At 59.0% G+C, this 20,161-nt stretch carries 21 protein-coding genes and 2 pseudogenes; 12 read left to right on the top strand and 11 right to left on the bottom strand.

Annotated elements, in window-relative coordinates:
* The 3 genes from C5J24_RS11915 to C5J24_RS11905 form a co-directional block, all read right to left on the bottom strand.
* The gene (locus C5J24_RS11915) at positions 1-819 is read right to left on the bottom strand and encodes a carbohydrate ABC transporter permease (RefSeq protein ID WP_105403617.1); all 819 of its coding nucleotides are present in this window, start codon (positions 817-819) and stop codon (positions 1-3) included.
* The gene (locus tag C5J24_RS11910; protein WP_105403616.1) at positions 816-1,679 is read right to left on the bottom strand and encodes a carbohydrate ABC transporter permease; all 864 of its coding nucleotides are present in this window, start codon (positions 1,677-1,679) and stop codon (positions 816-818) included. Before C5J24_RS11910 ends, C5J24_RS11915 begins: the two co-directional genes overlap by 4 nt.
* Before the next feature lie 65 nt (positions 1,680-1,744).
* A complete protein-coding gene (locus tag C5J24_RS11905) occupies positions 1,745-2,995 on the bottom strand; it encodes a sugar ABC transporter substrate-binding protein (RefSeq protein WP_105403615.1) in 1,251 nt (416 codons plus the stop codon).
* Positions 2,996-3,133: 138 nt separating this feature from the next.
* On the opposite strand from C5J24_RS11905, the gene C5J24_RS11900 reads away from it, so the two are divergent.
* Complete coding sequence (locus tag C5J24_RS11900) at positions 3,134-4,069, top strand: AraC family transcriptional regulator (protein WP_105403614.1); 936 nt, start codon at positions 3,134-3,136, stop codon at positions 4,067-4,069.
* A 486-nt stretch (positions 4,070-4,555) separates the two neighbouring features.
* Here C5J24_RS11900 and C5J24_RS11895 read toward each other — a convergent pair whose 3' ends face one another.
* Positions 4,556-4,897, bottom strand: a complete 342-nt coding sequence (locus C5J24_RS11895) for a hypothetical protein (protein WP_342588859.1) — start codon at positions 4,895-4,897, stop codon at positions 4,556-4,558.
* Between the two features lie 296 nt (positions 4,898-5,193).
* Here C5J24_RS11895 and C5J24_RS11890 point away from each other — a divergent pair, with 296 nt between their 5' ends.
* Entirely contained in the window at positions 5,194-5,532 is a 339-nt protein-coding gene (locus C5J24_RS11890) for a hypothetical protein (protein WP_245437544.1), read from the top strand.
* 220 nt (positions 5,533-5,752) lie between these two features.
* Positions 5,753-6,316, top strand: coding sequence for an alpha-ketoglutarate-dependent dioxygenase AlkB (locus C5J24_RS11885; RefSeq protein WP_105403743.1), 564 nt, complete (start codon positions 5,753-5,755; stop codon positions 6,314-6,316).
* A gap of 282 nt (positions 6,317-6,598) precedes the next feature.
* On the opposite strand, the gene dinB is transcribed toward C5J24_RS11885, so the two are convergent.
* Positions 6,599-7,687 (bottom strand): DNA polymerase IV, encoded by a 1,089-nt coding sequence (gene dinB, locus C5J24_RS11880; protein ID WP_105403613.1) that lies wholly within the window; start codon positions 7,685-7,687, stop codon positions 6,599-6,601.
* A gap of 176 nt (positions 7,688-7,863) precedes the next feature.
* Between dinB and C5J24_RS11875 the strand changes: the two genes are divergently transcribed.
* Both C5J24_RS11875 and C5J24_RS11870 read left to right on the top strand, forming a co-directional pair.
* Entirely contained in the window at positions 7,864-8,172 is a 309-nt protein-coding gene (locus C5J24_RS11875) for a hypothetical protein (RefSeq protein ID WP_105403612.1), read from the top strand.
* Between the two features lie 2 nt (positions 8,173-8,174).
* Positions 8,175-8,427: pseudogene (locus C5J24_RS11870) on the top strand (DNA polymerase ligase N-terminal domain-containing protein); the annotation flags it as partial.
* Between the two features lie 160 nt (positions 8,428-8,587).
* Here C5J24_RS11870 and C5J24_RS11865 read toward each other — a convergent pair.
* Positions 8,588-9,529 (bottom strand): alpha/beta hydrolase, encoded by a 942-nt coding sequence (locus C5J24_RS11865; protein ID WP_105418127.1) that lies wholly within the window; start codon positions 9,527-9,529, stop codon positions 8,588-8,590.
* Between the two features lie 537 nt (positions 9,530-10,066).
* On the opposite strand from C5J24_RS11865, the gene C5J24_RS11860 reads away from it, so the two are divergent.
* Genes C5J24_RS11860 through C5J24_RS11850 form a run of 3 tightly spaced genes read left to right on the top strand, consistent with a single transcriptional unit; the run spans position 10,067 to position 11,998 of the window.
* A complete protein-coding gene (locus C5J24_RS11860; protein ID WP_172723927.1) occupies positions 10,067-10,612 on the top strand; it encodes a nutrient deprivation-induced protein in 546 nt (181 codons plus the stop codon).
* Entirely contained in the window at positions 10,605-11,021 is a 417-nt protein-coding gene (locus tag C5J24_RS11855) for a phage holin family protein (protein WP_105403609.1), read from the top strand. Before C5J24_RS11860 ends, C5J24_RS11855 begins: the two co-directional genes overlap by 8 nt.
* The gene (locus tag C5J24_RS11850; RefSeq protein WP_105403608.1) at positions 11,021-11,998 is read left to right on the top strand and encodes a DUF3618 domain-containing protein; all 978 of its coding nucleotides are present in this window, start codon (positions 11,021-11,023) and stop codon (positions 11,996-11,998) included. The genes C5J24_RS11855 and C5J24_RS11850 overlap by 1 nt, the downstream gene beginning before the upstream one ends.
* Positions 11,999-12,091: 93 nt before the next feature.
* Here C5J24_RS11850 and C5J24_RS11845 read toward each other — a convergent pair whose 3' ends face one another.
* Together C5J24_RS11845 and C5J24_RS11840 are read right to left on the bottom strand one after the other, a co-directional pair.
* Positions 12,092-12,712 carry a cyclodeaminase/cyclohydrolase family protein gene (locus C5J24_RS11845; RefSeq protein WP_105418125.1) on the bottom strand — a complete coding sequence of 207 codons (621 nt, stop codon included), beginning with the start codon at positions 12,710-12,712 and terminating at the stop codon, positions 12,092-12,094.
* A gap of 456 nt (positions 12,713-13,168) precedes the next feature.
* Entirely contained in the window at positions 13,169-13,957 is a 789-nt protein-coding gene (locus C5J24_RS11840) for a DUF2243 domain-containing protein (RefSeq protein WP_172723926.1), read from the bottom strand.
* 829 nt (positions 13,958-14,786) lie between these two features.
* On the opposite strand from C5J24_RS11840, the gene C5J24_RS11835 reads away from it, so the two are divergent.
* The gene (locus C5J24_RS11835; protein WP_105403605.1) at positions 14,787-15,704 is read left to right on the top strand and encodes a hypothetical protein; all 918 of its coding nucleotides are present in this window, start codon (positions 14,787-14,789) and stop codon (positions 15,702-15,704) included.
* Positions 15,705-16,184: 480 nt separating this feature from the next.
* On the opposite strand, the gene C5J24_RS11830 is transcribed toward C5J24_RS11835, so the two are convergent.
* Entirely contained in the window at positions 16,185-16,592 is a 408-nt protein-coding gene (locus C5J24_RS11830; protein ID WP_172723925.1) for a cupin domain-containing protein, read from the bottom strand.
* 98 nt (positions 16,593-16,690) lie between these two features.
* Here C5J24_RS11830 and C5J24_RS11825 point away from each other — a divergent pair, with 98 nt between their 5' ends.
* Positions 16,691-17,584, top strand: a complete 894-nt coding sequence (locus C5J24_RS11825; protein WP_105402506.1) for a LysR family transcriptional regulator — start codon at positions 16,691-16,693, stop codon at positions 17,582-17,584.
* A 235-nt stretch (positions 17,585-17,819) separates the two neighbouring features.
* Here the strand turns inward: C5J24_RS11825 and C5J24_RS11820 are convergent, their stop codons facing one another.
* Positions 17,820-18,038, bottom strand: coding sequence for a hypothetical protein (locus tag C5J24_RS11820; protein ID WP_105402507.1), 219 nt, complete (start codon positions 18,036-18,038; stop codon positions 17,820-17,822).
* A gap of 85 nt (positions 18,039-18,123) precedes the next feature.
* On the opposite strand from C5J24_RS11820, the gene C5J24_RS11815 reads away from it, so the two are divergent.
* On the top strand, positions 18,124-18,741 hold the full coding sequence (locus C5J24_RS11815; protein ID WP_105418121.1) for a TetR/AcrR family transcriptional regulator: 618 nt from the start codon (positions 18,124-18,126) through the stop codon (positions 18,739-18,741).
* Between the two features lie 35 nt (positions 18,742-18,776).
* On the opposite strand, the gene C5J24_RS11810 is transcribed toward C5J24_RS11815, so the two are convergent.
* Positions 18,777-19,103: an isochorismatase family protein gene (locus C5J24_RS11810; protein WP_105402509.1), complete on the bottom strand. Its 327-nt coding sequence runs from the start codon at positions 19,101-19,103 to the stop codon at positions 18,777-18,779.
* A gap of 27 nt (positions 19,104-19,130) precedes the next feature.
* Here C5J24_RS11810 and C5J24_RS11805 point away from each other — a divergent pair.
* Positions 19,131-20,134, top strand: a pseudogene (locus C5J24_RS11805) (GlxA family transcriptional regulator).
* Positions 20,135-20,161: the final 27 nt, after the last annotated feature.

Below are 20,161 nucleotides of genomic sequence, written 5' to 3'. Positions count from 1 at the left end.
TCAACCTTGATCAGTTTTCTTGGAGAATGCGGCGTTGAGCCCACCGGCAAGGACCCCGAGAAGGATCAGCGGTGGCAGAGACAAAAGGACGACGGCAGCGTTCAGGATGCCCCAGGGCACGTTCATGCCGAGCTGCGACATTTCGGAGGCGATGATCGGCAGGGTCTTCGCCTTCGAGGTCGTGAGCATCATGGCAAGCAGAAACTCGTTCCAGACCAGGACGAAGGAGAAGGCGATGGCGCCGAAGACCTGGAAACGGGCGATCGGCAGCGCGACGCGGAAGAAGGTCGCGTATGGGCCAAGTCCGTCGACACGGGCGGCCTCCTCGACATGTAGGCTGACGCGCTCGAAGGCCGGCACTGACAACCAGATCGTGATCGAGGCGGTCACGATGAGATAGGTCACGATCAACGACAGGCGGGTGTCGTAGAGATCGAGGCCGAGCCAGATGACCAGCATGGGGATGGCGATTGCGACTGGGGGGAGGAAGCGGAGGGACAGGACGAAGAACCGCGCTTCCGCCGTGATACGGTTCTTGAACCGGGCGATCACATAAGCCGCTGGCACTCCGAGGACGGCACCGAGCAGCACGGCGCTCGAGCAGATGATCAGAGAATTGGTGAGCGCCCGTGCAACCGAGCGGCGGTTCAGGACATAGCTCATATTGTCCCAGACCGGTTGGAAGACCAGTTTCGGCGTCGAAACCAGGAGATCTGCATTGGTCTTGAAGGCGTTGAGCAAGGTCCATAGCAGCGGCAGCACGACCAAGGCGGCGGCAAAAAGGAGCAAAAGCTTGAGCAGGAGGGTCGAGAGCTTCATCGATTGAGCCTCTTCCAGGTGAAGGTGAAGGTGACGATAGTCAGCACCATCATGATGACGGCCATGGATGAGGCGTAGGAGATCTTGCCCGCTTCGATGAAGCCTTGGGAATAGGCGTACATGTCGAGAGTCTCGGTGGAGATGCCGGGACCACCGCGCGTCATGACATAAACCAGATCAAAGGAGCGCAGGCTTTCGATTGCCTTGACAAGCAGCAGGCTGATCAGCGGCGCCTTCAGCATCGGCAGGGTGACAAAACGGTGAATCTCGAAGCGGGTCGCCCGGTCGATCCGTGCAGCTTCAAGCGGCTGCGGCGGCAGGGATTCGAGAAGCTTCAGGATGATGACCGCGAAGAACAGACCCCATTGCCAGACATCGACGAAGGCGACGGCGAGAAGTGCGCCAAGCGGGGTCGAGAGAATGTCCGGCGTGATACCGGTGAGTTCCCTGACCGGCCAGGTCAGCGCGCCATAGAGCGGGTGAAAGGCGAACTTCCAGACAAAAGCAGCGCAGACGCGGGGCAGAAGGACCGGAATGATGAAGAGCACGCAGAGGATGTTGCGCATGCGCGGGCTCGCTGCCTCGAACATCGCAATCCCAATGGCGAGCCCCGTCACCATGGTCGCAGTCACGCTGATGATCTCCCACTTGAAGGAGACCCAGAGCGCATTGAGGAAGCGGGCGTCCGAAAACAGCGCGAGGTAATTGGCGAACCAGACATAGTCTGCATTGGGGGCCGAAAGGGTGCGATTTTGGAGCGATATGTTGATCGCGTAGATCGTCGGCACGAGCGCGAGCACGATCAGGATACCCAATGTGGGTCCCAGAAAAACGTAGGGCAGCGAGCGGCCGCGGCGCATGGCAAATCCTCGGATGGGAAAAGGGGCGCGTCAACAGACGCGCCCGCTAGAGGGCTCAGGAAGTGTCAGAGCTTGGCGGCGAAGGCTTCAAGTTCGGTCAGCGTCGCCTTGATGTCGGTGCGGCTGCCGGTGATCAGTTCTTCCAGCATGATGCCCCACTGGTTACCCAGTTCCTGCCAGCGCGGATCCTGCCAGAAGGTGACAGTGGTTTTCTCGCCTGTCGCAGCCATGGCGTCGGCAAGGTTCTGGCCGAAGGTCTTGGCATATTCCGGGCTCTGATAGGTGCTGGTGCGCGTCAGTTCGCCCGGCTGCCCTGCGGCGAGGCGACGGGCCTCCTGCTCCTTGGACGTGGCCCAGGCGACAAAGAGACCGGCGCAGGCCTTTTCCTTATCCGTCGCGTTTGCCTTGGACGCGATGGCAAAACCATGGGCGTAGCCGCCACCCGGCAGTGGCGAGGGCGGTACGGAGAAGGCGACCTTGTCGGCGACCTGGCTCTGCGCCTTGTCGACGGACATGCCGCCGAGCGGGGCGGATTCGATGATGATTGCCACCTTGCCGGAGCGGAAAGCGCCGGTGGATTCGTCCCAGGAACCGGTCTGCGTGCCAGGTGCCGAATACTTGAAGAGCTCGAGATAGGTCTTGGTCGCTTTCAAGGCGGCATCCGAGTTGAAGGACGGCTTGCCGTCCTTGAACCACTCACCGCCATTGGCCTTAAAGAAGGGCATCCAGCGCCACACGTTAGCGCCTGAGCCACGTTGGCCGCGCAGGGCGGTTCCGTAGACGCCGTTCGCCGGGTCATGCAGCTTCTGTACGGCCGCGAGATATTCGTCCCACGTCTTTGGTGGCGCAATGCCGGCCTTTTTCAGGAGATCGGTGCGGTAGACCATCAGGTCGCCGCCGCCCTGCACCGGCGCAAACCACTGCTTGCCATTATAGGTGGCTGCAGCCCGCATGCCGGCATCGAAGTCGTTGTAGTCATATTCGGCCGGGTAAAAGCCCCCGAGGGGGACGATCCAGCCGGACGAGGCAAAAAGTGCGAGGTTAGCTTCATCGACGTAGTAAACGTCAAAGCTGCCAACGGTCGAGGCGTCGGCCTGCGACTTTGCGCGGCGGTCATTTTCGTTGAGATAGCTGATCTCGAAGCCCGCGCCCGAGAGCTCTTCGAACTCGTCCACATAGTCCTCGAGAAGTGTGAGACCGTCACGCGGCTGTGCCAGGACGCGCACGTCGTCGGTGCATTGTGCGGCGGCAAGAGCATTGGATGCGGCAAGCATGGCGATGACCGCGCAACCGGCACGGAGAGCATTGAGTGTCATGATTTCCTCCCTCAGATGGTAAACTCCCTTACCATCGACAGGGGGCATTTTTGCGCAGGCTATCAGCGCGAACTAGTTTGTCTTCGTCGCAGAACTAGTATTATTTTGACATCTGTGCGCAACAACATGAGTCTGTGAATGCCTATTGCATCAGATTTTCCGCAGTCGATCTCCGAAACCTTCACTGCCACGCGCGAGCAGATCGTCCTGCCAGGAGGCGCCTCCTATCTGATCCGGCGGGACGACTATCCCAATCCGATCTGCATCTGGAACTATCATCCGGAATGGGAGATCCATTTCATCCCGGGTGCGAGTGGCTTCGCCTACGTCGGTGACTATATTGGCCCCTTTCGGCCGGGACACCTCATGCTCACAGGCACCAATCTGCCGCATAATTGGATTACACCCGGCGCACCGGAGATCCCCGGCCGCGACCTGGTCCTACAATTCGACGCGGATGCCCTGATTGGCGTCCGTGCGATCTGTCCCGAGTTTGACGTGCTCCATCGACTGAAGCCACTCGCTCAGCGCGGGATTGAGGTTTTGGGTCCAGAGGCCTTCGCCATCGGGGCCAAGATCCTTGAACTGCACGCCGTCGGCCACCGGGGCGGACTAGGGCTCTTTCTGGAAATTCTGCAGGACATCGAGGCTGCATCGCCGAAGCGCCTGCTTGCGAGCGAACACTTTCTCTCAGTCTATAATCAGGTGTCGGACCGCAGGCACCGTCGGATCGACCAGGCGATACAGATCCTGCAATCGAATCCCGGCGCGCAGATGCACGAGGTGGCGGAACAGGTCGGTTTCGAGCCCTCTGCCTTCTCGCGCGCCTTTCGGCGTCTCACGGGCATGAACTTCTCCGACTACAGCCGTTCGGTCCGCGTCTGGCGAGCCCGCACACTGCTTGCGGAGACAGAGACAACGATCACCGACGTCTGTTTCGAGGCCGGCTTCAACAACCTGTCCAACTTCAATCGCTACTTCCGGATGGAAACGGGCCTCACACCTCGAGCCTATCGCAAGGCCGCGCGCATCAGAGCGAAGTCGGTTATCGCTGGCTCGCTAAAACAAGCCTAAGCCGTGAGAAGAAAGTCATGTACCGACGAGCTGAAGGAAGTGCAGCCATGGCGCGACGTGTCTTGGAGCGGTAGAACCGCTACTTTCTCGACGCGCGAGATCAGGCAACGAAAACCTGAGGGAAAAATAACCAGGGCTAACTCGCCGGCCACATCGTCACTGGCGAGTTAGCCATTCCTGATGATGCTCTTCGACCGGCCGAGCGCACGCCTACGTCCCTCCCTGAACGCGCACTTTCCTCTACCGCAGGCCGTCCCGTCTGTTCATCGAAGATCGGCATCGTGTCCACAAATCATCTGTAACATGGGGATTCCGCCATCAGCTGTCCCTCCTCAGCAAGGGAGTGGAATCGGAGAAGAAGCACAGACGGTTGTGTCTTCCTGTGTTAAAGTCCCCCGCGGTCGCGGGCCGTCTAGGCAAGCTTTGCAAGCGTAGCTGAGGCGATGCCACGCGGCTTAGCTGCCGTGCCTACCTCTGGCCCCATGATCAAGCTCCATTGACATGGTCATTCTCGATCTGAAAAACTTTTATGATGGTAGAGCAGTTCGGGTCGCCTTCGTCGAGAAGCTGTACCGGCGAGATCCAGCCGACTGCAACGCTCACGGCCGTAGCGACCGCCCAACCGGGTTCTTCGCCGGCGCGTTGCAAAAGCCGCGGTCCATGTGACTCGACGCACTGGCGAGATTGCTGGATTGCGGCTACGGGAGCATTGGCGCGTTCCAGATGCGCGCTTATCTCAGCCTGAAGAGGATCGATGACAAAAAGAGCGAACAGCCAGGCTGCGATATCCGAGATCATCAAAAAACCTATCACTGGTTCGGCAAACATGTCGGAAACGGTCCGACATCACGAAAGCGCCGAAGACTTCGCCAGAGGGGCCCGGACCAAGGGTCGTTGTTAAAATAGATAGTGTTCGCTAGCGTTCAAGGCTCGCCGGTCGACGACCAGTATGGCAACGCCTTTCGTATGTTCGGTTGGCGGCGGTGGCCTTCCTCCCAACGCCCGCCAACTCGCCACTGGCCTTAGGTGAGCCTAATGCATGCACGGAATACATGGCGGCCATGATTTGCTCGCTTGCTCTCGGCACCCCATATACTCTGAGACTATCCAGGTGAGTTTCAAGTATGATGCCGTTCCGTCGCCGCCAGTGGCTGAGCGACGGCGTGCGCGAAGGAGACAGCATGGAAGAAATTGCCAAAACCCTTGTAGAAATGGATCCCGTCGAGCGGTTCCAACTGCTTGACACCGTCACCGACGCGCTGAGGCAAGCTGCTGGTCAAGCCGAAGAACAGGGCGACACTTGCTTCGCCGCCAATTCGAGATGTCTGGCGGGTTCGATCGTAGGATGCGCTAATGATCCGGAAGGAGAAAACCTAGCGGCCGCCGAGCTTTTGCTGAGGCAGGGCGTCATGCTCCTGCACTTATATTCGAACAGGTCGAACGCGCGGTCCGTGCTTCATTAGGTCAATCCGCGAACTGTGCGAGCAGAGCTCCGGGAACCGAGTACATTTCCCTCGGTTTGGAGGCGATGAAACCGATCCGACCGCACCAGCCCATCCATCCGTGCGCAACCAAACCGATGACTTCCAAGACGACACCGGCGTGACAGACGAGATCATCGTCGTGGTTCAGGCTCGGTCGGCACGTGTCTAACGTAAACTCCGAAGAAGCGCGGTGATGCCCATGCAGGCCGATTTGTTTAAGGAGCAGGCGCCCTTTTTTCCCGCCGGCTTCCGTTACTTGCCAGATGTGGTTCCTGCGGGGATGCAGGCCGACCTGGTGCGCCTTATCAAGGAAATGCCGCTGAAGCCCTTCGATTTCCATGGCTACGAAGGCAAGCGGCGCGTTGCCTCCTTCGGTTGGAAGTTTGATTTCGATACGCAGCGCCTTCGTCAGACTGAAGCGATACCCGACGATCTGCTGCCAGTCCGCGACATCGCTGCCCATTTCGCCGGCATTCGGCCTGACAGTTTGCAGCAGGTATTGGTGACGGAATATGAGCCTGGCGCGCCGATCGGCTGGCACAGGGACAAAGCGGCCTTCGCCCGTGTTGTCGGCCTGTCGCTTCTATCTAGCTGTAGGTTCAGGCTGAGACGGCGAGCTGGTAGCAAATGGGAACGTTTTTCTATATCAGCGGAACCCGGCTCGGCCTATCTGCTGTCAGGGCCAAGCAGGAATGAATGGGAGCATTCCATCCCGCCTGTCGATCGGCTGCGCTACTCGATCACCTTTCGTGAGCTCAGGTGACGCCCTTGCCAGCGAGCGGGAGTGCCATAACAACTTGCCGCCCGCTATCTGAGCGGGTTCTCAGCGCAATTTCGTTTGCGGTTTCGCAAACCGCACGCCATCCCCCCGTCGTCTTCGGAGATGAATTCCACTCCGGCATTCTTGAAGGCGATACGTATCACTCCTAGCGTCGAGGCATGCCTGGACCAGCCTCCCTCCCGATCCTCACATCCAGCGTCGGCTTCAGCTGGAGCGCGCTTTCGGGTCCAACGCCCAACCTCCTGGTTGGACAAGACTGGCGGTCTAAAGCGCCAGCCTTAGCTGCGGTTCCGCAGACGGTGCTTGCCGCTCCAGCGAGGACAGGGTGACGCCGAGCAGACGTATCCCTTTTTTCAGTGGGAAAATCGGCGTGAGAAGCAGGCCGATCAGATCCTGAAAATCAGTGATCGCCGACAGGGGTGCAGGGACCGTCTTGCTGCGGGTGACTTGGGTAAAGTCGGCATATTTGACCTTTAGCGTCACCGTCTTGGCGCCAATGTCATTGGCCTCGCAGTAACCCCACACTTTTTCGATCAGCGGCTGAAGCCCTTCGCGGGCAGGCTCAAAGGCGTGGAGGTCTTGCGAGAATGTGTCTTCCGCGCCGACGGATTTGCGCACCCGATCCGGCTTGACCTGGCGATTGTCGATACCGCGGGCGATGCCATGGAAATACGGTCCTGACTTGCCGAAATGCTCCACCAGGAACTCAAGCGTCTTCTCTTTCAGATCCGCGCCCGTTTCGATTCTGAGCCGATGCATCTTTTCGGCCGTTGCCGGTCCGACACCATGGAATTTATTGACCGGGAGGACTTCAACGAAGGCCGGCCCGTTCCTCGGCGTGATGACTGCCTGTCCATTGGGCTTGTTGAGGTCGCTCGCCATCTTGGCGAGGAACTTGTTGTAGGAAATCCCGGCCGAGGCGTTGAGGCCGGTGACCAGCTTGATCCTGGCGCGGATCTCCAACGCAATCTCGGTGGCGATCTCCATGCCCTTGAGGTTTTCGGTAACGTCGAGATAAGCCTCGTCGAGCGAAAGCGGCTCGATGAGGGGCGTGTATTCGGCGAAGATTTCGCGGATCTGCTGCGACACAGCCTTGTAGACGTCGAAGCGCGGAGGCACGAAAATCAGCTCGGGACATTTGCGCTTGGCAGTCACAGATGGCATTGCCGAGTGAACGCTGAACTTTCGTGCCTCATAGCTTGCCGCTGCCACTACACCGCGGGCGGCCGAGCCACCGACGGCAATCGGTTTGTTACGTAGGTCCGGATTATCGCGCTGCTCGACCGAGGCATAAAAGGCATCCATGTCCACATGTATAATTTTCCGGACCGGGGTTGAGTTCATCTCGTCCATGGCGGCTTTAGGATCACGATAGATCGGCCCTCGGAATTCGAGTCGAAACAAAAAGAGAACATAGCAGGCTTACGTGCGATATCAACCGAATTCGACGGCGTCTTCTCACTGCGATCGAAACCAGCCGCCACCGAAGGCATTCACATCCTGTGGAAATCAACATCGGGAGACACCCAATGGCGGACGACAGCACTACGACAATCCGGGCCACTTTCGAAACACGCGAAGCAGCCGATCTTGCCGTCGAACATCTGGTTCAGCAGCACGGCATATCGAGGCCGGACATCTTTATTCAGTCGGCAACCGACCGCAATTCCGTCGGCTCGGCGCCGTCGGGCGGCGATGTCTCCCATGAAGAGGGCGCCCGTCGCGACGTGCCTCTCGAAGGCGAGATCGAGGTCTCGGTGGATATCGCATCCAGCCAAGTCACCGCCGTCGAGCGCAGTCTTGGAGACGCCGGTGCGCTCCGTGTGTCGAGCCGCTGAGCATGGGCGACAATCTCTCAAAATACCGTGCCAAGCGTGATTTCAAGAAGACCAGCGAGCCGAGAAGCGAGGCGCAGGTCAAGCCGTCGGACCGCCGGCGGTGCGTTATCCGGAGGCACGACGCCACACGGCTCCATTATGATCTGAGGCTCGAACTTGACGGAGTTGTTTAAGTCCAGGGCAGTAACCAAAGGGCCGTCGCTTGATACCCACGACAAGCGACTGGCAGTCGAGGTCGAAGATCACGCGCTCGACTAACCTTGTTTCATTTGCAGTTTTCCGCGTAGGCTTCTACTCGTTTGAAAATCTCAACCGTGAGAATTCTCCAGGCTTGAAGGCCGGTAACCATTTCAGATCAGCCTAGTGAACCGGTAAGGCCATAACGCTACTTCAACTGGAATATTACCGGCTGGGTTTACGACAATGTCCGGTTGATCCAGTCCGCCATGAATTGCCGGGTTTTAGCAGCCAGCCGGGTCGGTAGCCGTTCGAAGCCATGAGGGCCTTCGGGCACGACAAGGAGGTCCGACCTGCCGGCTTGGCGTTGCCAGCGGTCATGCATGCGGATGGTATCCTCTACTATGGGATCAAGCGCTCCCGCAATGAATAGGGCAGGGGGCATTGCTGACAGATCCGCGAAAACTGGCGAAAGGTCCGCGTCGGACGCTAAATTGGCGGTCAATCTGTCGAGGTTCCTCTCAGCCGATTTGGGCTCGATGATCAGACTGCCCTTCGCTGTCCTGAGGCTTTTCGATCCGCCCAGGTCGAAGGCTCCGCACAACGAGACAAATCCGGCTACCTCTTCGAGCGAGCGATGTCTGGCGAGGCGGGTCAGCGCACACGCGGCAAGGTGTGCACCAGAAGATTCGCCTTCGATGATCAGCTGATGCGTTTGGAAGTCCGCAACATGATCCAGGGCCCACCCGGTGATGGCGACGGCGTCCTCTATCGTCCGCTCAAGATCGTCATCCACCGCAAGATGAAAATCGCCGCTGGCGACGGTGACGCCGCACGATTTCGCCATCCGCATGTTCCAGCCATCGTCGAGCCGGGAATTGCCCAAGACCCACGCCCCACCGTGAAAGTGCAGGAGAAGAGCTTTGACTATCGGTCGAGGTCGGAGAATGCGGATCATCGTCTGATGGTTACCGACCGGCAGCTCGATAGTCTCGATCGATATGTCCGGCCATCGACTTCTCGGCAGGAGACGCTGGCCAATCCCGATAACGCTGTCAATCAGCCTGGCGTTCAGCCGTCTGCCCGCGTGGTAACGCGGCATCCATGACAGGACACGGTTGAGACGCCGTGCGCTGGCAAAGTCGCCTGGGTTGAAAATGTCGGCAGGGTCGATCTTCATGGTATTACTCGGGCGGCGGCGCCGCAGACCGCAGGCGACACATCTGTCGATCAACACCGATGACGTGCCTGGGGAAGGGACACTGCCCAATCATGGCAGGCTCCCCCAGAGAGCCGGCAAACCAATTCAGCCCGCCAAAGTTCCGCGTGCCATGCGCATTCTTCCATTCACATCTCAGATGCTTGCTCCTTTCCCTCTGCTTCATGCTGCTCCCAAGAAACGAGCGTTGATGTTTCCCTCAGAGCCTGAGCAGCCGTATCCGGTGTAGGTGAGGTTTGATCCAGCGGGAAATGCCAGCGAAGTTCCGGTCTTGCTGCCGTCAGATCGACGTGCGCCCGTAGCAAACAGCCTGCCCGTTCCTTCCTCGCCCCCGCCCCCAGGAACAATATTACCCGTTCCCGGTTGGAGCTCCGATGACTGCGATGGTTCGCGGTGAAGCCGATTTCAATTCGGGAGGATCCTATGACTGAGACTGGTACGGGCCAGGGCGGCCAGGCCGCTTCGTCCTCGAGTTACGCCGCGGCTAAGGGAGATCGATTGGCTGGCAACGCTGCCGCCGTTGAGCCCTCGGGTGCAGCCGACGACTTGCGGCAGACGCTTTCGGAAGACGTGCAAACAATCAAGGAAGTTGCCCAGGATCAAATTTCAAGCGTCAGCGACAAGGCAAAGGACGCTGCTGCCGACCAGAAGAATTTCCTTGCGAAGCAACTTGCTGGGGTCGCCGCTGCCCTTGAAAAGGTCGGAGGTGAACTCCAGACAGGCGATCAGGCGGATATCGGCCGGATGACCAGAGGCATTGGCTCGAGTATCCAGCGGTTCGCGAACGATATCCAAGACCGAAAGATGAGCGAAGTCGCCGGCATGGCAGAAGACTTCGGGCGCAAACAGCCTTTCGCCTTCCTTGGCATGGCGGCTATCGCCGGATTGGCCGCAAGCCGCTTTCTGACTGCTTCGGCTCGCCGCGGCGACAGCCCGACGGAGAGAACTCCGTCCTTTGCGGCCTACGGAGAAACAGGCGGGGGCAACGCGTCGAACCGGACTCCATCAGATGAGCAAAGATCGGAAGGAAATTTCAATGGCTAGTTCATCGGAAAATTCGTCGCTCCCCCAACTCATCAGCGGATTGGTGGAAGATATAACTGGCCTGTTCCGCAAGGAGATTAACCTGGCCAAAACCGAGGCTGCGGAAAAAATGTCCTCTGCGGTCACCGGAGTGGAAGCGTTTGCAGCCGGATTGGTGTTCGCCATCGCAGCGATCGGTGTTTTGCTCGCGGCGCTGGTCAGGGGGTTGACGGCGTTCCTCGTCACTCGTGGCATGTCGGAACCGAGTGCAGACGCGATCTCTTCCGTCGTCGTCGGAATCGTCGTGGCGCTGGTTGCCTGGGGCCTGATGTCTCGCGGCCTGGCCGCTTTCAGGGGCAACAATCTCAATCTCGACCGGACGTCTGCATCGCTGAAGCGGGATGCACAGATCATCAAGGAGAGAACATAATGGCCCACACTTCGGGAAAACCAGACGCGGCCGATATCGAGCGCGAGATAGAGGAAGATCGTCAGCGCATCGAGAAACGGATTGATGCCATTCAGCAGCGCATGTCACCGGGCCAGTTGGTGGACGAGGTTTTAGCCTATGCGAAGTCCAGCGGCGGTGGCGAATATGTCGGCAATCTTTCGAATGCGCTGAAAAGCAACCCAATTCCGGTCGCGTTGATGGGAGTTAGCCTTGCATGGCTGATGGCGGGTCAAAAAAACACGGCCGGCCCGAGCAGCGATAGCGGCCCCGATTATCCGTTGGCTGTCGTCGAAGGCGGGATCCGACGGATCGGCCCTGTCGAGAGCAACGGCGGCGATCGGTACAGCCACTTCGCAGACAGTACCGGAAGGCGCTTCAAGGCGCTGACGGACGAAGGTGGGCGCCGAGCCGGGCACTTCATCGACGACAGTGGGAAAACGTTTCGGGGCTTTGCAGATGCCTCCGGGCGGCAGATTAACGATCTGCGTGACGAGGCGGGTAAGCTTTTCGACCAGGCATCCGGATGGGCCTCGGAAACATGGCAGGCCGTGTCAGGCTCCGCCGGAAAGATGCGCGACGCGATTTCCGGCGCAGGACGCAACTCGCTGGATACCGGCGCTCAGTTCAACGAGGCAATCCTCAGGCATTTCAAGGACCAGCCGTTGATCGGCGGCGCGCTCGCCTTCGCGGTCGGCGCCGCAATTGGAGCGGCCCTGCCACACACCAGCGAGGAGGATGAAGCGGTCGGCGCGGCGGCCGACACTGTAAAGGACGGGCTGTCGTCCGGGGCGTCGAGGGTATTGGATAGAGCTGAAGACTTGGCCTCGGACGCCGTTCACAAGGCAGTCTCCATCGCCACCGAGGTTCATGACGTGGCTCGCGACAGGATCGTAGAGGAAGCGTCGTCGCTGGGAGGAAATGGTCGGCCCGACGGGGGGACCAAATCCGCGACATGATTTTGCTGAGGTAAGGGCCACGGACAATCTGCCCGGCAACCGCCCTATGAGATCGGCGGTCTCAGTCGGCCGATCCGGCGGTTCATTTTTGCCTTAGTATTGGAAGCCCTGTGGCGCGGCTGCTCTTTTAAGGCCAGCGAATGCGGTGTCGCGGCGCGCAGCAAGCTCTGCCCGCTTCCCCGCCGTATGTTGGCGCATATCGGCCATGCGGTCGGGCTCCAGGTTGATTTTCACGGCCATGATTATACCGGTAAAGGAGGCATCGAGGATTGCGGCTCCGGCGTGGAGATCGCTCGCGACCGAGTGATCCACCAAGGAGGATATCTCGTTCAGGTGTTCTAGCGCCTCGACGATCAGACGGGCTGCATCGAGAGGTTGGGCAGTTGCGCCGGATTCCGCCTCGCGGACAGCGGAAACATCAGCTTGCTTGCCTTCCACGGCGCAGCGGTCCCGCAAAACCTCCATGTAGTTCAAGAAGTTGCTGCGGTCTTGTTCTGCTGCTTGCAAGAGATCGCACGACAGTCGATCGATTTTTTCCACGGCCGCGCGCAAACAGGGATCGTTTATGGGATGATTGGAGACAAGGATGGCCATTTTTGCCATCGACAGTCCCATCAACCCCGCGAGGATTGACGCAGTACTGCCAGGGATGTCGGGGGAGCGTTTTCCGATTGACCCAAGGATATCGTCAAGCGTGCGCTCTGTTTGTTTCATCAGAGCCTAGCCTGCCCCTCCAACAGGTGTGTTGACCTTGCCCGTTCCATTGCAGTCGGGACATCGCGCCCCACCGACCTGGCCTTTGCCGCTGCATTTCCGACATATATTTTCGGCGGAAAACGGGGTTGTGGCGGGTACCTCGTCGGAGTTTCTCTGCTCGTTTCCGGTTTTTTCCAAAGCAAGTCCCTTTCAATCATTTTGGCTCCCGGTCGGGGCATTGACGCTTCTGACCCTGGATACTGGGCCGGCGTGGCGCTCGGTGCGGCACCGCTGCTTCGCGAACGCCGTTCTGCGTCTCGGCGAATAACCAGCCTGCGCGTCAGGAAATGAACTGCAAAAGTGCCGCTTCGTTCCTGTGGGGGCCGCTGATTTCGCACTGAGGTGATTTCGCTTGCTTAAGCAGCTATCGAAATCCGCACCGTCGCCTTTTGCCCTTCTTCGACCGATGGCTTGCTAAGTGGAGGGCGCGGGAGTGGCGCTGAAGCATCCCATGCCGAACACCGAACCACTGACGTAGAGGGCGCCGTAACGGTAGAAGGACCATCCGTCGAAACCGCTTTTTAAGGCGATCGCCCACACGTCGCCATCAGCGTTGCTCCACAAAATCTGACCATTGGCATTTTCCACGGCGGCGAGAACAGCGGCCGGGCTGATGCCCTGCTTGAATACGACCGTCACCGGCCGCGGATTTGACCACGGGGACGCAGCGACAGCGCCCGCCGCGAAAGCTATGATCCCGACGCTCGAGGCTACCGTGTTGCTCAGGCGGCGGCGGCCACCAAATCGGTCGAAGGTTATGCCGAGGCCCGCGCACACCAGACCGAGGACAAGGAACGCCAAGTCCCACAACAGCCAGTTTCGGCTGTCCTCCTTGATGTGATGCAGACCCAGGAGCCAATGGTTCAGGACGGCATCGGTCAGATGCCAGACGCCGAATCCGAACAGCAACGCTGAAGCGAACCGCTTTCCGGATCCGTCCGAGGCGAATTCATAGCGACCGCGCCAGAGTAACCACAGCCCAACAAGTCCAATGCCGTACATTGCGGCGTGGAAAGCCCCGTCCGTCAGCATCCGAAACCGGAGGTCTTGATAAACCTGGCCATCGAGTGAGCTGAAGAGGCTATGCCACTGCAGGATTTGGTGGAGGAGGATCCCATCGAAAAACCCGGCCAAGGCGAGGCCGATGAAGAAGCCGGCAGGCCCGCAGCCGCGCCGCAACGACCGGAAGATGTGGTTCAGCACTACGCGCTCCAAAAACAATGTTAGGCGCGAACAATCCATATCGGCGACAGTTCCATCTTAGAGCATTTGCGACGCAGAGGCGCTCCGCGCGCCAGTGCGGTCATCCTCTATCTTTGCGAGAGACAACGTTGTTCAACCGAGGAGTTAGAGCCGGAGGTGTCTAGTTGTTTGCGGGCGGCGCGACAGCAGGTGGAGGGTTCGAGGCCGGGGCACCCGAGTTTGGCTGGCTTGGGCCGCGCATCATAAATGCCGCGAGCAAGATTATCACGACCACGCCAAGGAGGCCGATCATTGCATTTTTCCGCATCTGACTGGCCTCAATTTAAAGCAAGCCAGACGGCGCCAGCGATAAGGCAGCCGAGCGCAACGGTCTGCAAGATGTAGAACAGGAATTCGTGCCGGTGGGGCGGGCTGCGGTGCATTCTGATCTCCTCCTGCAGATCAAACCATCCCGCGCATCCAAAGTTCCGGCGGCCCAGTGTAGACGGGACGGTGCCATCGTGGCCAAGGTTTTACCGACAGAAATCGCCTAGCCACCTTGCGGGCGCCGCCGAGCCCATCGAGGTAACCATGTTACACTCGCTGCATGCTCGGCGGTGGCACCGATGTCAAGATCTTCCGAATTTTGGGACCTGTTGTTTTGGACAAGCCTTGCCCTGGGGCAAAAAAATTTACCGCCGTATCGCGCGCGACTGCTTTTCAGCCGGCTGCGGAATATTCCACGAGCCGACCTCTGCTTTTGCCTTGGCTCAGGTTTGGAAGGCGAAGGTAGGGAGATCATTGTCGCGTAGCGGTGGAGTGAGACGGCTGGGACTGATAAGAAAGCGCAATGATCAACGCTACAGAGATACGAGCGCTCGACGTCTCCCCGAAAGTGCCGACCGCGCGGCCCTCTTATATCAGCGCTGCAAGCGGGCTCGTCTGCGTCTGGTCGACCATGTATGTGGTTGCTGATGACGAACTTCACCTCGGGGTGTTTTCAAAGGATACGTCCGAACCTGGCCATCTGATCCGACTGTTTACCGGTGAGCTGCCCAGCGGCAAGGCTGAGCGAAAACGGCAGAAGCCGGACCTTGAGGCGATCACCTTTGTTCCGGCTTTCGACCACCTTCCGCATGGCGCGCTCCTGGTTATGGGATCGGCATCCAGGCCCAACCGCGGTCGCGGGGCGCTGCTGGCACTCGACGCGCATGGTGCGGTCTGCGGTTCACCCCATGAATTTGACATGTCCCCGATTGTCGGTCCGCTTCTCCAAGCGTTCGATGAACTCAATATTGAAGGTGCGGTTGTCGTTGGTAACGAGTTGCGCCTATTCCAGCGCGGCAACAAGCGACATGCCGACAACGCGATCATCCGCTATCCGCTGCGGCAAGTTCTCGATGCCTTACAAAGTTCGCAAGCCGATGCCGTCGCGCCAGTCGCTATCGATCGGCTGGATCTTGGTCTTATCGAGGGAATTCCGCTCTGCTTCACCGACGCCGCAGTTCTTCCCGGTGGAGAAATGGTGTTCTGCGCCGTGGCGGAAGATACTGACGACGCCTATCACGATGGGCGCTGCGTCGGGGCTACGATTGGGATCGCAGACAATGACGGGCATCTGCTCTCCCTTCACCTACTTGACCGGCCATACAAGGTGGAGGGCATCAGCGCACGGCTTGAAAACGACAGGCTGGAACTTCTCCTTGTTACGGATGCGGACGACAACTCGATACCGGCAAAACTGTTGTCTGCATCCATTGCGAAATAGGGCAGGGCTGTTGCGGTCGTGCAATTATTGCGAGTCGATAGCTCGCGAGCGGCGAGACGTATTCCCAAATCGGTGCCTTGGTGCAGCGCCTACTCGGTGGCTAAGACAAGGTCGAGCGCCAAAGCATAGAGCGGAACAATCCAAAGCAAGGTGGAAAAATCCGAAGAACTAGAACCTCCGCGCTCGTTTCGGGACGGGGAGAAATATCATTTGGATAGGCAACAGGTAATCCTTGCAATCCCTTGTGCCGGAGCTTCGACTTCGGTGGAAAGCTTGGTGGAAGCATGGGGGGCGGGTCTCAGAGGCGCGCAGTATTTGGTCTCAAGGAAATCTGGACCGTCAAGTTGCAGCGGCAGATCGCGAATAGCAACTTGATGGCCGCCCTGATCGAAGCCGGCGGGGGTCGCGAGGGCATATTCGTGGGGAGCGAACAATCTAACGTGGGGACGGGGTTTGCCCTCGCGACTTCAAGCTCGGCAATCAGACCGGATCGGCAAACGGCGTTTCGGGGTCGCTGATGTAGAACAGAACCATAACCGCCGGACTGTCGGAACTGAGATTCCGGCCCGTCATTCTCACGCCCGAGGGTTCGACGAAAACTTCACCTGCTCCGATAGGGATCGGGTCGTGGCCGTCCAGCTCGAGGGTAAAGACCCCCTCGAGCATGTAGACGGTGACTGGAAAACGATGGGAGTGGTACGGGGTGCTGTCGCCGGGCTCGAGCCTGGCGATGATCACCCGAATTTCCTGAATGCCCCCGGTCGGGAGTGCATCCGTCAACTGCTTGTGGAGGACCGTGAGTTTCGCCACACCGGTGATCCCGGCGGAGGTGGTCACCCCCAGCTGTGTTCCGGCAATTGCTTTGTCGACGTCCATAACCTTGTGCATCGCGTGTCTCCCTGAGTGTGAGACAAATCTACGCCTGATCCCAGGATACCGGGAGCCGCAGACTTGCAAAGGCTCGCCGCAAAAGCGCATAACGAAACATGTTCGACTGGAACGATCTCAAATACTTTCTTGCCGTGGCCCGTCATGGCAGCACGACGGCTGCCGCCAAGGCAACCGGAGTCAACCAGTCAACGGTGCAGCGCCGAATGGTCGAACTCGAACGCCAGATAGGGCAGCCTCTCGTCCACAGGCACGCCAGCGGCTACCAGCTCACGGAGTTCGGGCAGCTGCTTCTGCCGAAGGCGCAAGAGTTGGAGCAGGCGGCGCTCGCGATCGAGCGGCAGACACAGCTTTATGTCAGCGAATTGAGCGGCGTTGTCCGGCTGACCTGTCCCGAGCCGCTGGTGTCACGCATCAACGGATCGCAACTACTGGAGCAGTTTCAACTGCAATATCCGGAAATTCGCGTGGAGTTCGTGATGAGCGATGGCTATCTCGATCTTTCAAAAGGAGAGGCCGATGTCGCCTTGCGCTCGGGCGAACCTTCAGATGAAAATCTTGTAGGCAGGAAAATCGCCGACTCGATCTGGGCGGTCTATGCGAGCCGGACCTACGTCGAGCATCACGGCGCGCCGAATACCGCAGCAGACATTGGGCGACACGCCATTGTCGGATTCGACGGGGCGCTTGCCAACCATCGGGCTGCGAAATGGTTTGCGTCAGTGGCTCCAACTGCAAGAGTCGGCGCGCGGAACAACAGCGTTTTGGGTGTGCTTCACGCGGTCAAGTCGGGATTGGGCGTAGCCCCGCTGCCGACCACGATTGCGCAAATGCATGATGACCTCGTGCAGGTGCTTCCTCCGGTAGAGGAATTGAACCGGGGCTGGTACCTTCTGGCTCATCCAGACATCCGGAAAACGCCGCGGGTTAGAGCCTTCTTCGAGTTCGTCAGCAATCATAATTCGCTGGTCCGCCCCATACTCATGGGCTAGGTTCACGGGATCCTGTTGGCCGGGCGACAGACGAGATGGAATAGCCATAGAGCTTCAAATCCTGAGTCTCGATGTTTTTCTCCGGTTCTCAAGATCGTTTTCATCGGTATCTCCACAGGCTGAATTCGTGCGTCCGCTAATTGAGAATTACCGTCATGTGTCGTGGTCCAGGGCCACAACCTCCATCTGAGCGTTGGCAAATCCGGACATGAGTTCAGAGCCGCGCGAAAGGAAGCTAAATCGCGCAGCACGCTGCCCCAATGGGACGGTCGTTTCTCGACGAAGCTCGGGTTACCGTGGCATCGAGGTCGCCGGGCTCACGCTTCAGCTCTTTCGATGCCCAAATCATCTCCTCTCGAAACTCGGCCGTCGACCATCCGTCCGCGCGAGCCAATAAGAGGATCATCGGGTCGGAGAGGATTTGGTTGAGCGTCAGATCGTCATGTCGTGCCATTTTCAATCCTCTCCCGATCCTTGACTGAGCTATGGTGGGGTGTTACCGGTAAGTAACATCAGAACGTTACCGACCGGTCACACCCATGTCAAGTTCGAAATCTCCAGATAAAGCCGCCGATCCTTCCTCTCCGACGGCCATTCCTCCCCGTGAGCGCATCGTGTCTTCAGCAGCGGACCTTTTTCGAAAATTCGGGATTCGAGGGATTGGCGTAGACGCCATTGCGGAGGCCGCCCAGACGAACAAGATGACGCTCTACCGAAAATTCGGTTCAAAAGACGAGCTTCTTTGCGCAACTCTGCGCCAGGTGACGCAACGGGCGGGGGCCATCTGGGACGAGCTGGAGAGAGATTTCGCAGGAGACGCTGCCGCGCAGTTGAAGCGATGGGTCGAATTCCAGGTGGACCGTCTGGAGCAGGAACCCGGCGGTTGCGACCTGGCGAACGCTGCCGTCGAGTTGCGTGACAGCGATCACCCAGCCCACGCGGTTGTTCAGGAATTCAAGAATTCCCAGCGCAACCGACTCGCGGCGGTGTGCGAGGCAGCAGGTTCGTCGAACCCAGAGCTGCTGGCGGACACGTTATCCCTTCTGCTTGAAGGCGCTCGCGTCAGCGTCCAGACAAGTGGGCCTGAAGGGTCGAGCCGACGGTTCAGGGAGTCGTGCGAGGCGACTATCGCGGCGTTTCATCGAAGTAGGGTTTGACGACAAGTTCTCGATCGCCGTCAACTCAGTATCGACTAGTTCGCCAGATATTCTTCGGTTGACACTACCCGCCCGTAACCAAAGGCCAGCGCGGACATGTACGCGGCGTGGACCTTGTCGGCGGACACGACTTCGCCTCTGAACTCCAGGTCGCGCTCCGCTCCCTCCGTGCCCACGGCAAAGAAAGGGCCGTCGGCTGCGCTCTCGTGGCGAACATTGATGACGAGATCACCGGACCGGCGAGCGGCGTCGACGACGCGTGCTGCGTTTTCCAGTGCTGCATCTATTCCTACCAAAGGAAACCTTCCCGCCGCCAGATAGTCATTCTGCAGGTCAACAACGATGATTGCTCTCTTGCTCATAGGACGTCCTTTCAAAGAAGCGGGCGTATGGACAAACCAGTAGATTTTACGGAAATCGCAATTCTCGCCTACGAGGGCGCTCAAACTGCGGCTGTGCTGGGCATGACTGATTTGCTGACTGCCGCCGCAGGCATCGCCTGTCAGCGACATGGCGTCAGCGAGCCTGCCCTCGGTGTGAGCCATTGGACACGTGCAAACGGAGATGATGCGCCCGCGAGAGTGTTCTCTTCCGACCCTGCCGGACAAGCGGGCCATCCGACTGTAATCGTAGTCCCTCCGGGCCTGGGGGATCCCTTGCCGGAGACGGAGGCGCGGTACTACGCAGCTTGGCTTCGCTCCGAGCATTCGCGAGGAGTGGGCCTGTGCTCAATCTGCAAAGGCGCATTCTTGCTAGGGGAGACAGGGCTTCTCGCCGGCCGAACGGTGACGACCCACTGGACCTACGAGGAGAACTTCGTCGCGCGTTTTCCCGACGTCAACCTGAACACCGACCGTCTAATCATCGACGATGGAGACATACTAACGGCTGGCGGCGTAATGGCCTGGGTCGATCTTAGCCTGATACTGATCGAGCGGTTTCTCGGATCGATGATCATGCTCGAAACCGCGAGAGCTTTCCTTGTTGATCCGCCCGGCAGAGAACAAAGCTACTACAGCGCCTTTTCTCCTCGGCTCAACCATGGTGACAGTGCAATCTTGAAGGTTCAGCACTGGCTTCAGGCCAGCGGCGGCAAGGAAATGAGCCTCGCTGGCTTGGCAGGCCATGCTGGGCTAGATCCGCGAACCTTCATGCGAAGATTCAAGAAGGCAACTGGTCATATAGCAGGCGAGTATATTCAGCGTTTGCGTATAGAATCGGCTCGTGACCTTCTCCAGTCTTCTCGCGAGCCGGTGGACGCCATTGCGTGGAAGGTCCACTACAGCGATCCCAGCTCCTTCCGGAAATCTTCACCCGCATTATTGGTCTCACCCCCGCCGAATATCGTCAGCGTTTTCGCATGCGCTCGCTTCGGAACCTGGCTCGGGGTTGAAGGTGCCTCCGCTGTCCGAGCAATGCC

The sequence above is a fragment of the Neorhizobium sp. T25_27 genome (assembly GCF_002968565.1).
Classification (GTDB): Bacteria; Pseudomonadota; Alphaproteobacteria; order Rhizobiales; family Rhizobiaceae; genus Neorhizobium; species Neorhizobium tomejilense.
The sequence above is the reverse complement of the archived record's forward strand: the minus strand, read 5'-3'. Positions and strand labels throughout refer to the sequence as shown.

Bases quoted from the DNA above. Each gene is read 5' to 3' on its own strand.
- C5J24_RS11915 (WP_105403617.1), bottom strand. From the start codon at position 819: ATGAAGCTCTCGACCCTCCTGCTCAAGCTTTTGCTCCTTTTTGCCGCC.
- C5J24_RS11910 (WP_105403616.1), bottom strand. From the start codon at position 1,679: ATGCGCCGCGGCCGCTCGCTGCCCTACGTTTTTCTGGGACCCACATTG.
- C5J24_RS11905 (WP_105403615.1), bottom strand. From the start codon at position 2,995: ATGACACTCAATGCTCTCCGTGCCGGTTGCGCGGTCATCGCCATGCTT.
- C5J24_RS11900 (WP_105403614.1), top strand. From the start codon at position 3,134: ATGCCTATTGCATCAGATTTTCCGCAGTCGATCTCCGAAACCTTCACT.
- C5J24_RS11895 (WP_342588859.1), bottom strand. From the start codon at position 4,897: ATGTTTGCCGAACCAGTGATAGGTTTTTTGATGATCTCGGATATCGCA.
- C5J24_RS11890 (WP_245437544.1), top strand. From the start codon at position 5,194: ATGATGCCGTTCCGTCGCCGCCAGTGGCTGAGCGACGGCGTGCGCGAA.
- C5J24_RS11885 (WP_105403743.1), top strand. From the start codon at position 5,753: ATGCAGGCCGATTTGTTTAAGGAGCAGGCGCCCTTTTTTCCCGCCGGC.
- dinB (WP_105403613.1), bottom strand. From the start codon at position 7,687: ATGGACGAGATGAACTCAACCCCGGTCCGGAAAATTATACATGTGGAC.
- C5J24_RS11875 (WP_105403612.1), top strand. From the start codon at position 7,864: ATGGCGGACGACAGCACTACGACAATCCGGGCCACTTTCGAAACACGC.
- C5J24_RS11865 (WP_105418127.1), bottom strand. From the start codon at position 9,529: ATGAAGATCGACCCTGCCGACATTTTCAACCCAGGCGACTTTGCCAGC.
- C5J24_RS11855 (WP_105403609.1), top strand. From the start codon at position 10,605: ATGGCTAGTTCATCGGAAAATTCGTCGCTCCCCCAACTCATCAGCGGA.
- C5J24_RS11850 (WP_105403608.1), top strand. From the start codon at position 11,021: ATGGCCCACACTTCGGGAAAACCAGACGCGGCCGATATCGAGCGCGAG.
- C5J24_RS11845 (WP_105418125.1), bottom strand. From the start codon at position 12,712: ATGAAACAAACAGAGCGCACGCTTGACGATATCCTTGGGTCAATCGGA.
- C5J24_RS11835 (WP_105403605.1), top strand. From the start codon at position 14,787: ATGATCAACGCTACAGAGATACGAGCGCTCGACGTCTCCCCGAAAGTG.
- C5J24_RS11830 (WP_172723925.1), bottom strand. From the start codon at position 16,592: ATGCACAAGGTTATGGACGTCGACAAAGCAATTGCCGGAACACAGCTG.
- C5J24_RS11825 (WP_105402506.1), top strand. From the start codon at position 16,691: ATGTTCGACTGGAACGATCTCAAATACTTTCTTGCCGTGGCCCGTCAT.
- C5J24_RS11820 (WP_105402507.1), bottom strand. From the start codon at position 18,038: ATGGCACGACATGACGATCTGACGCTCAACCAAATCCTCTCCGACCCG.
- C5J24_RS11815 (WP_105418121.1), top strand. From the start codon at position 18,124: ATGTCAAGTTCGAAATCTCCAGATAAAGCCGCCGATCCTTCCTCTCCG.
- C5J24_RS11810 (WP_105402509.1), bottom strand. From the start codon at position 19,103: ATGAGCAAGAGAGCAATCATCGTTGTTGACCTGCAGAATGACTATCTG.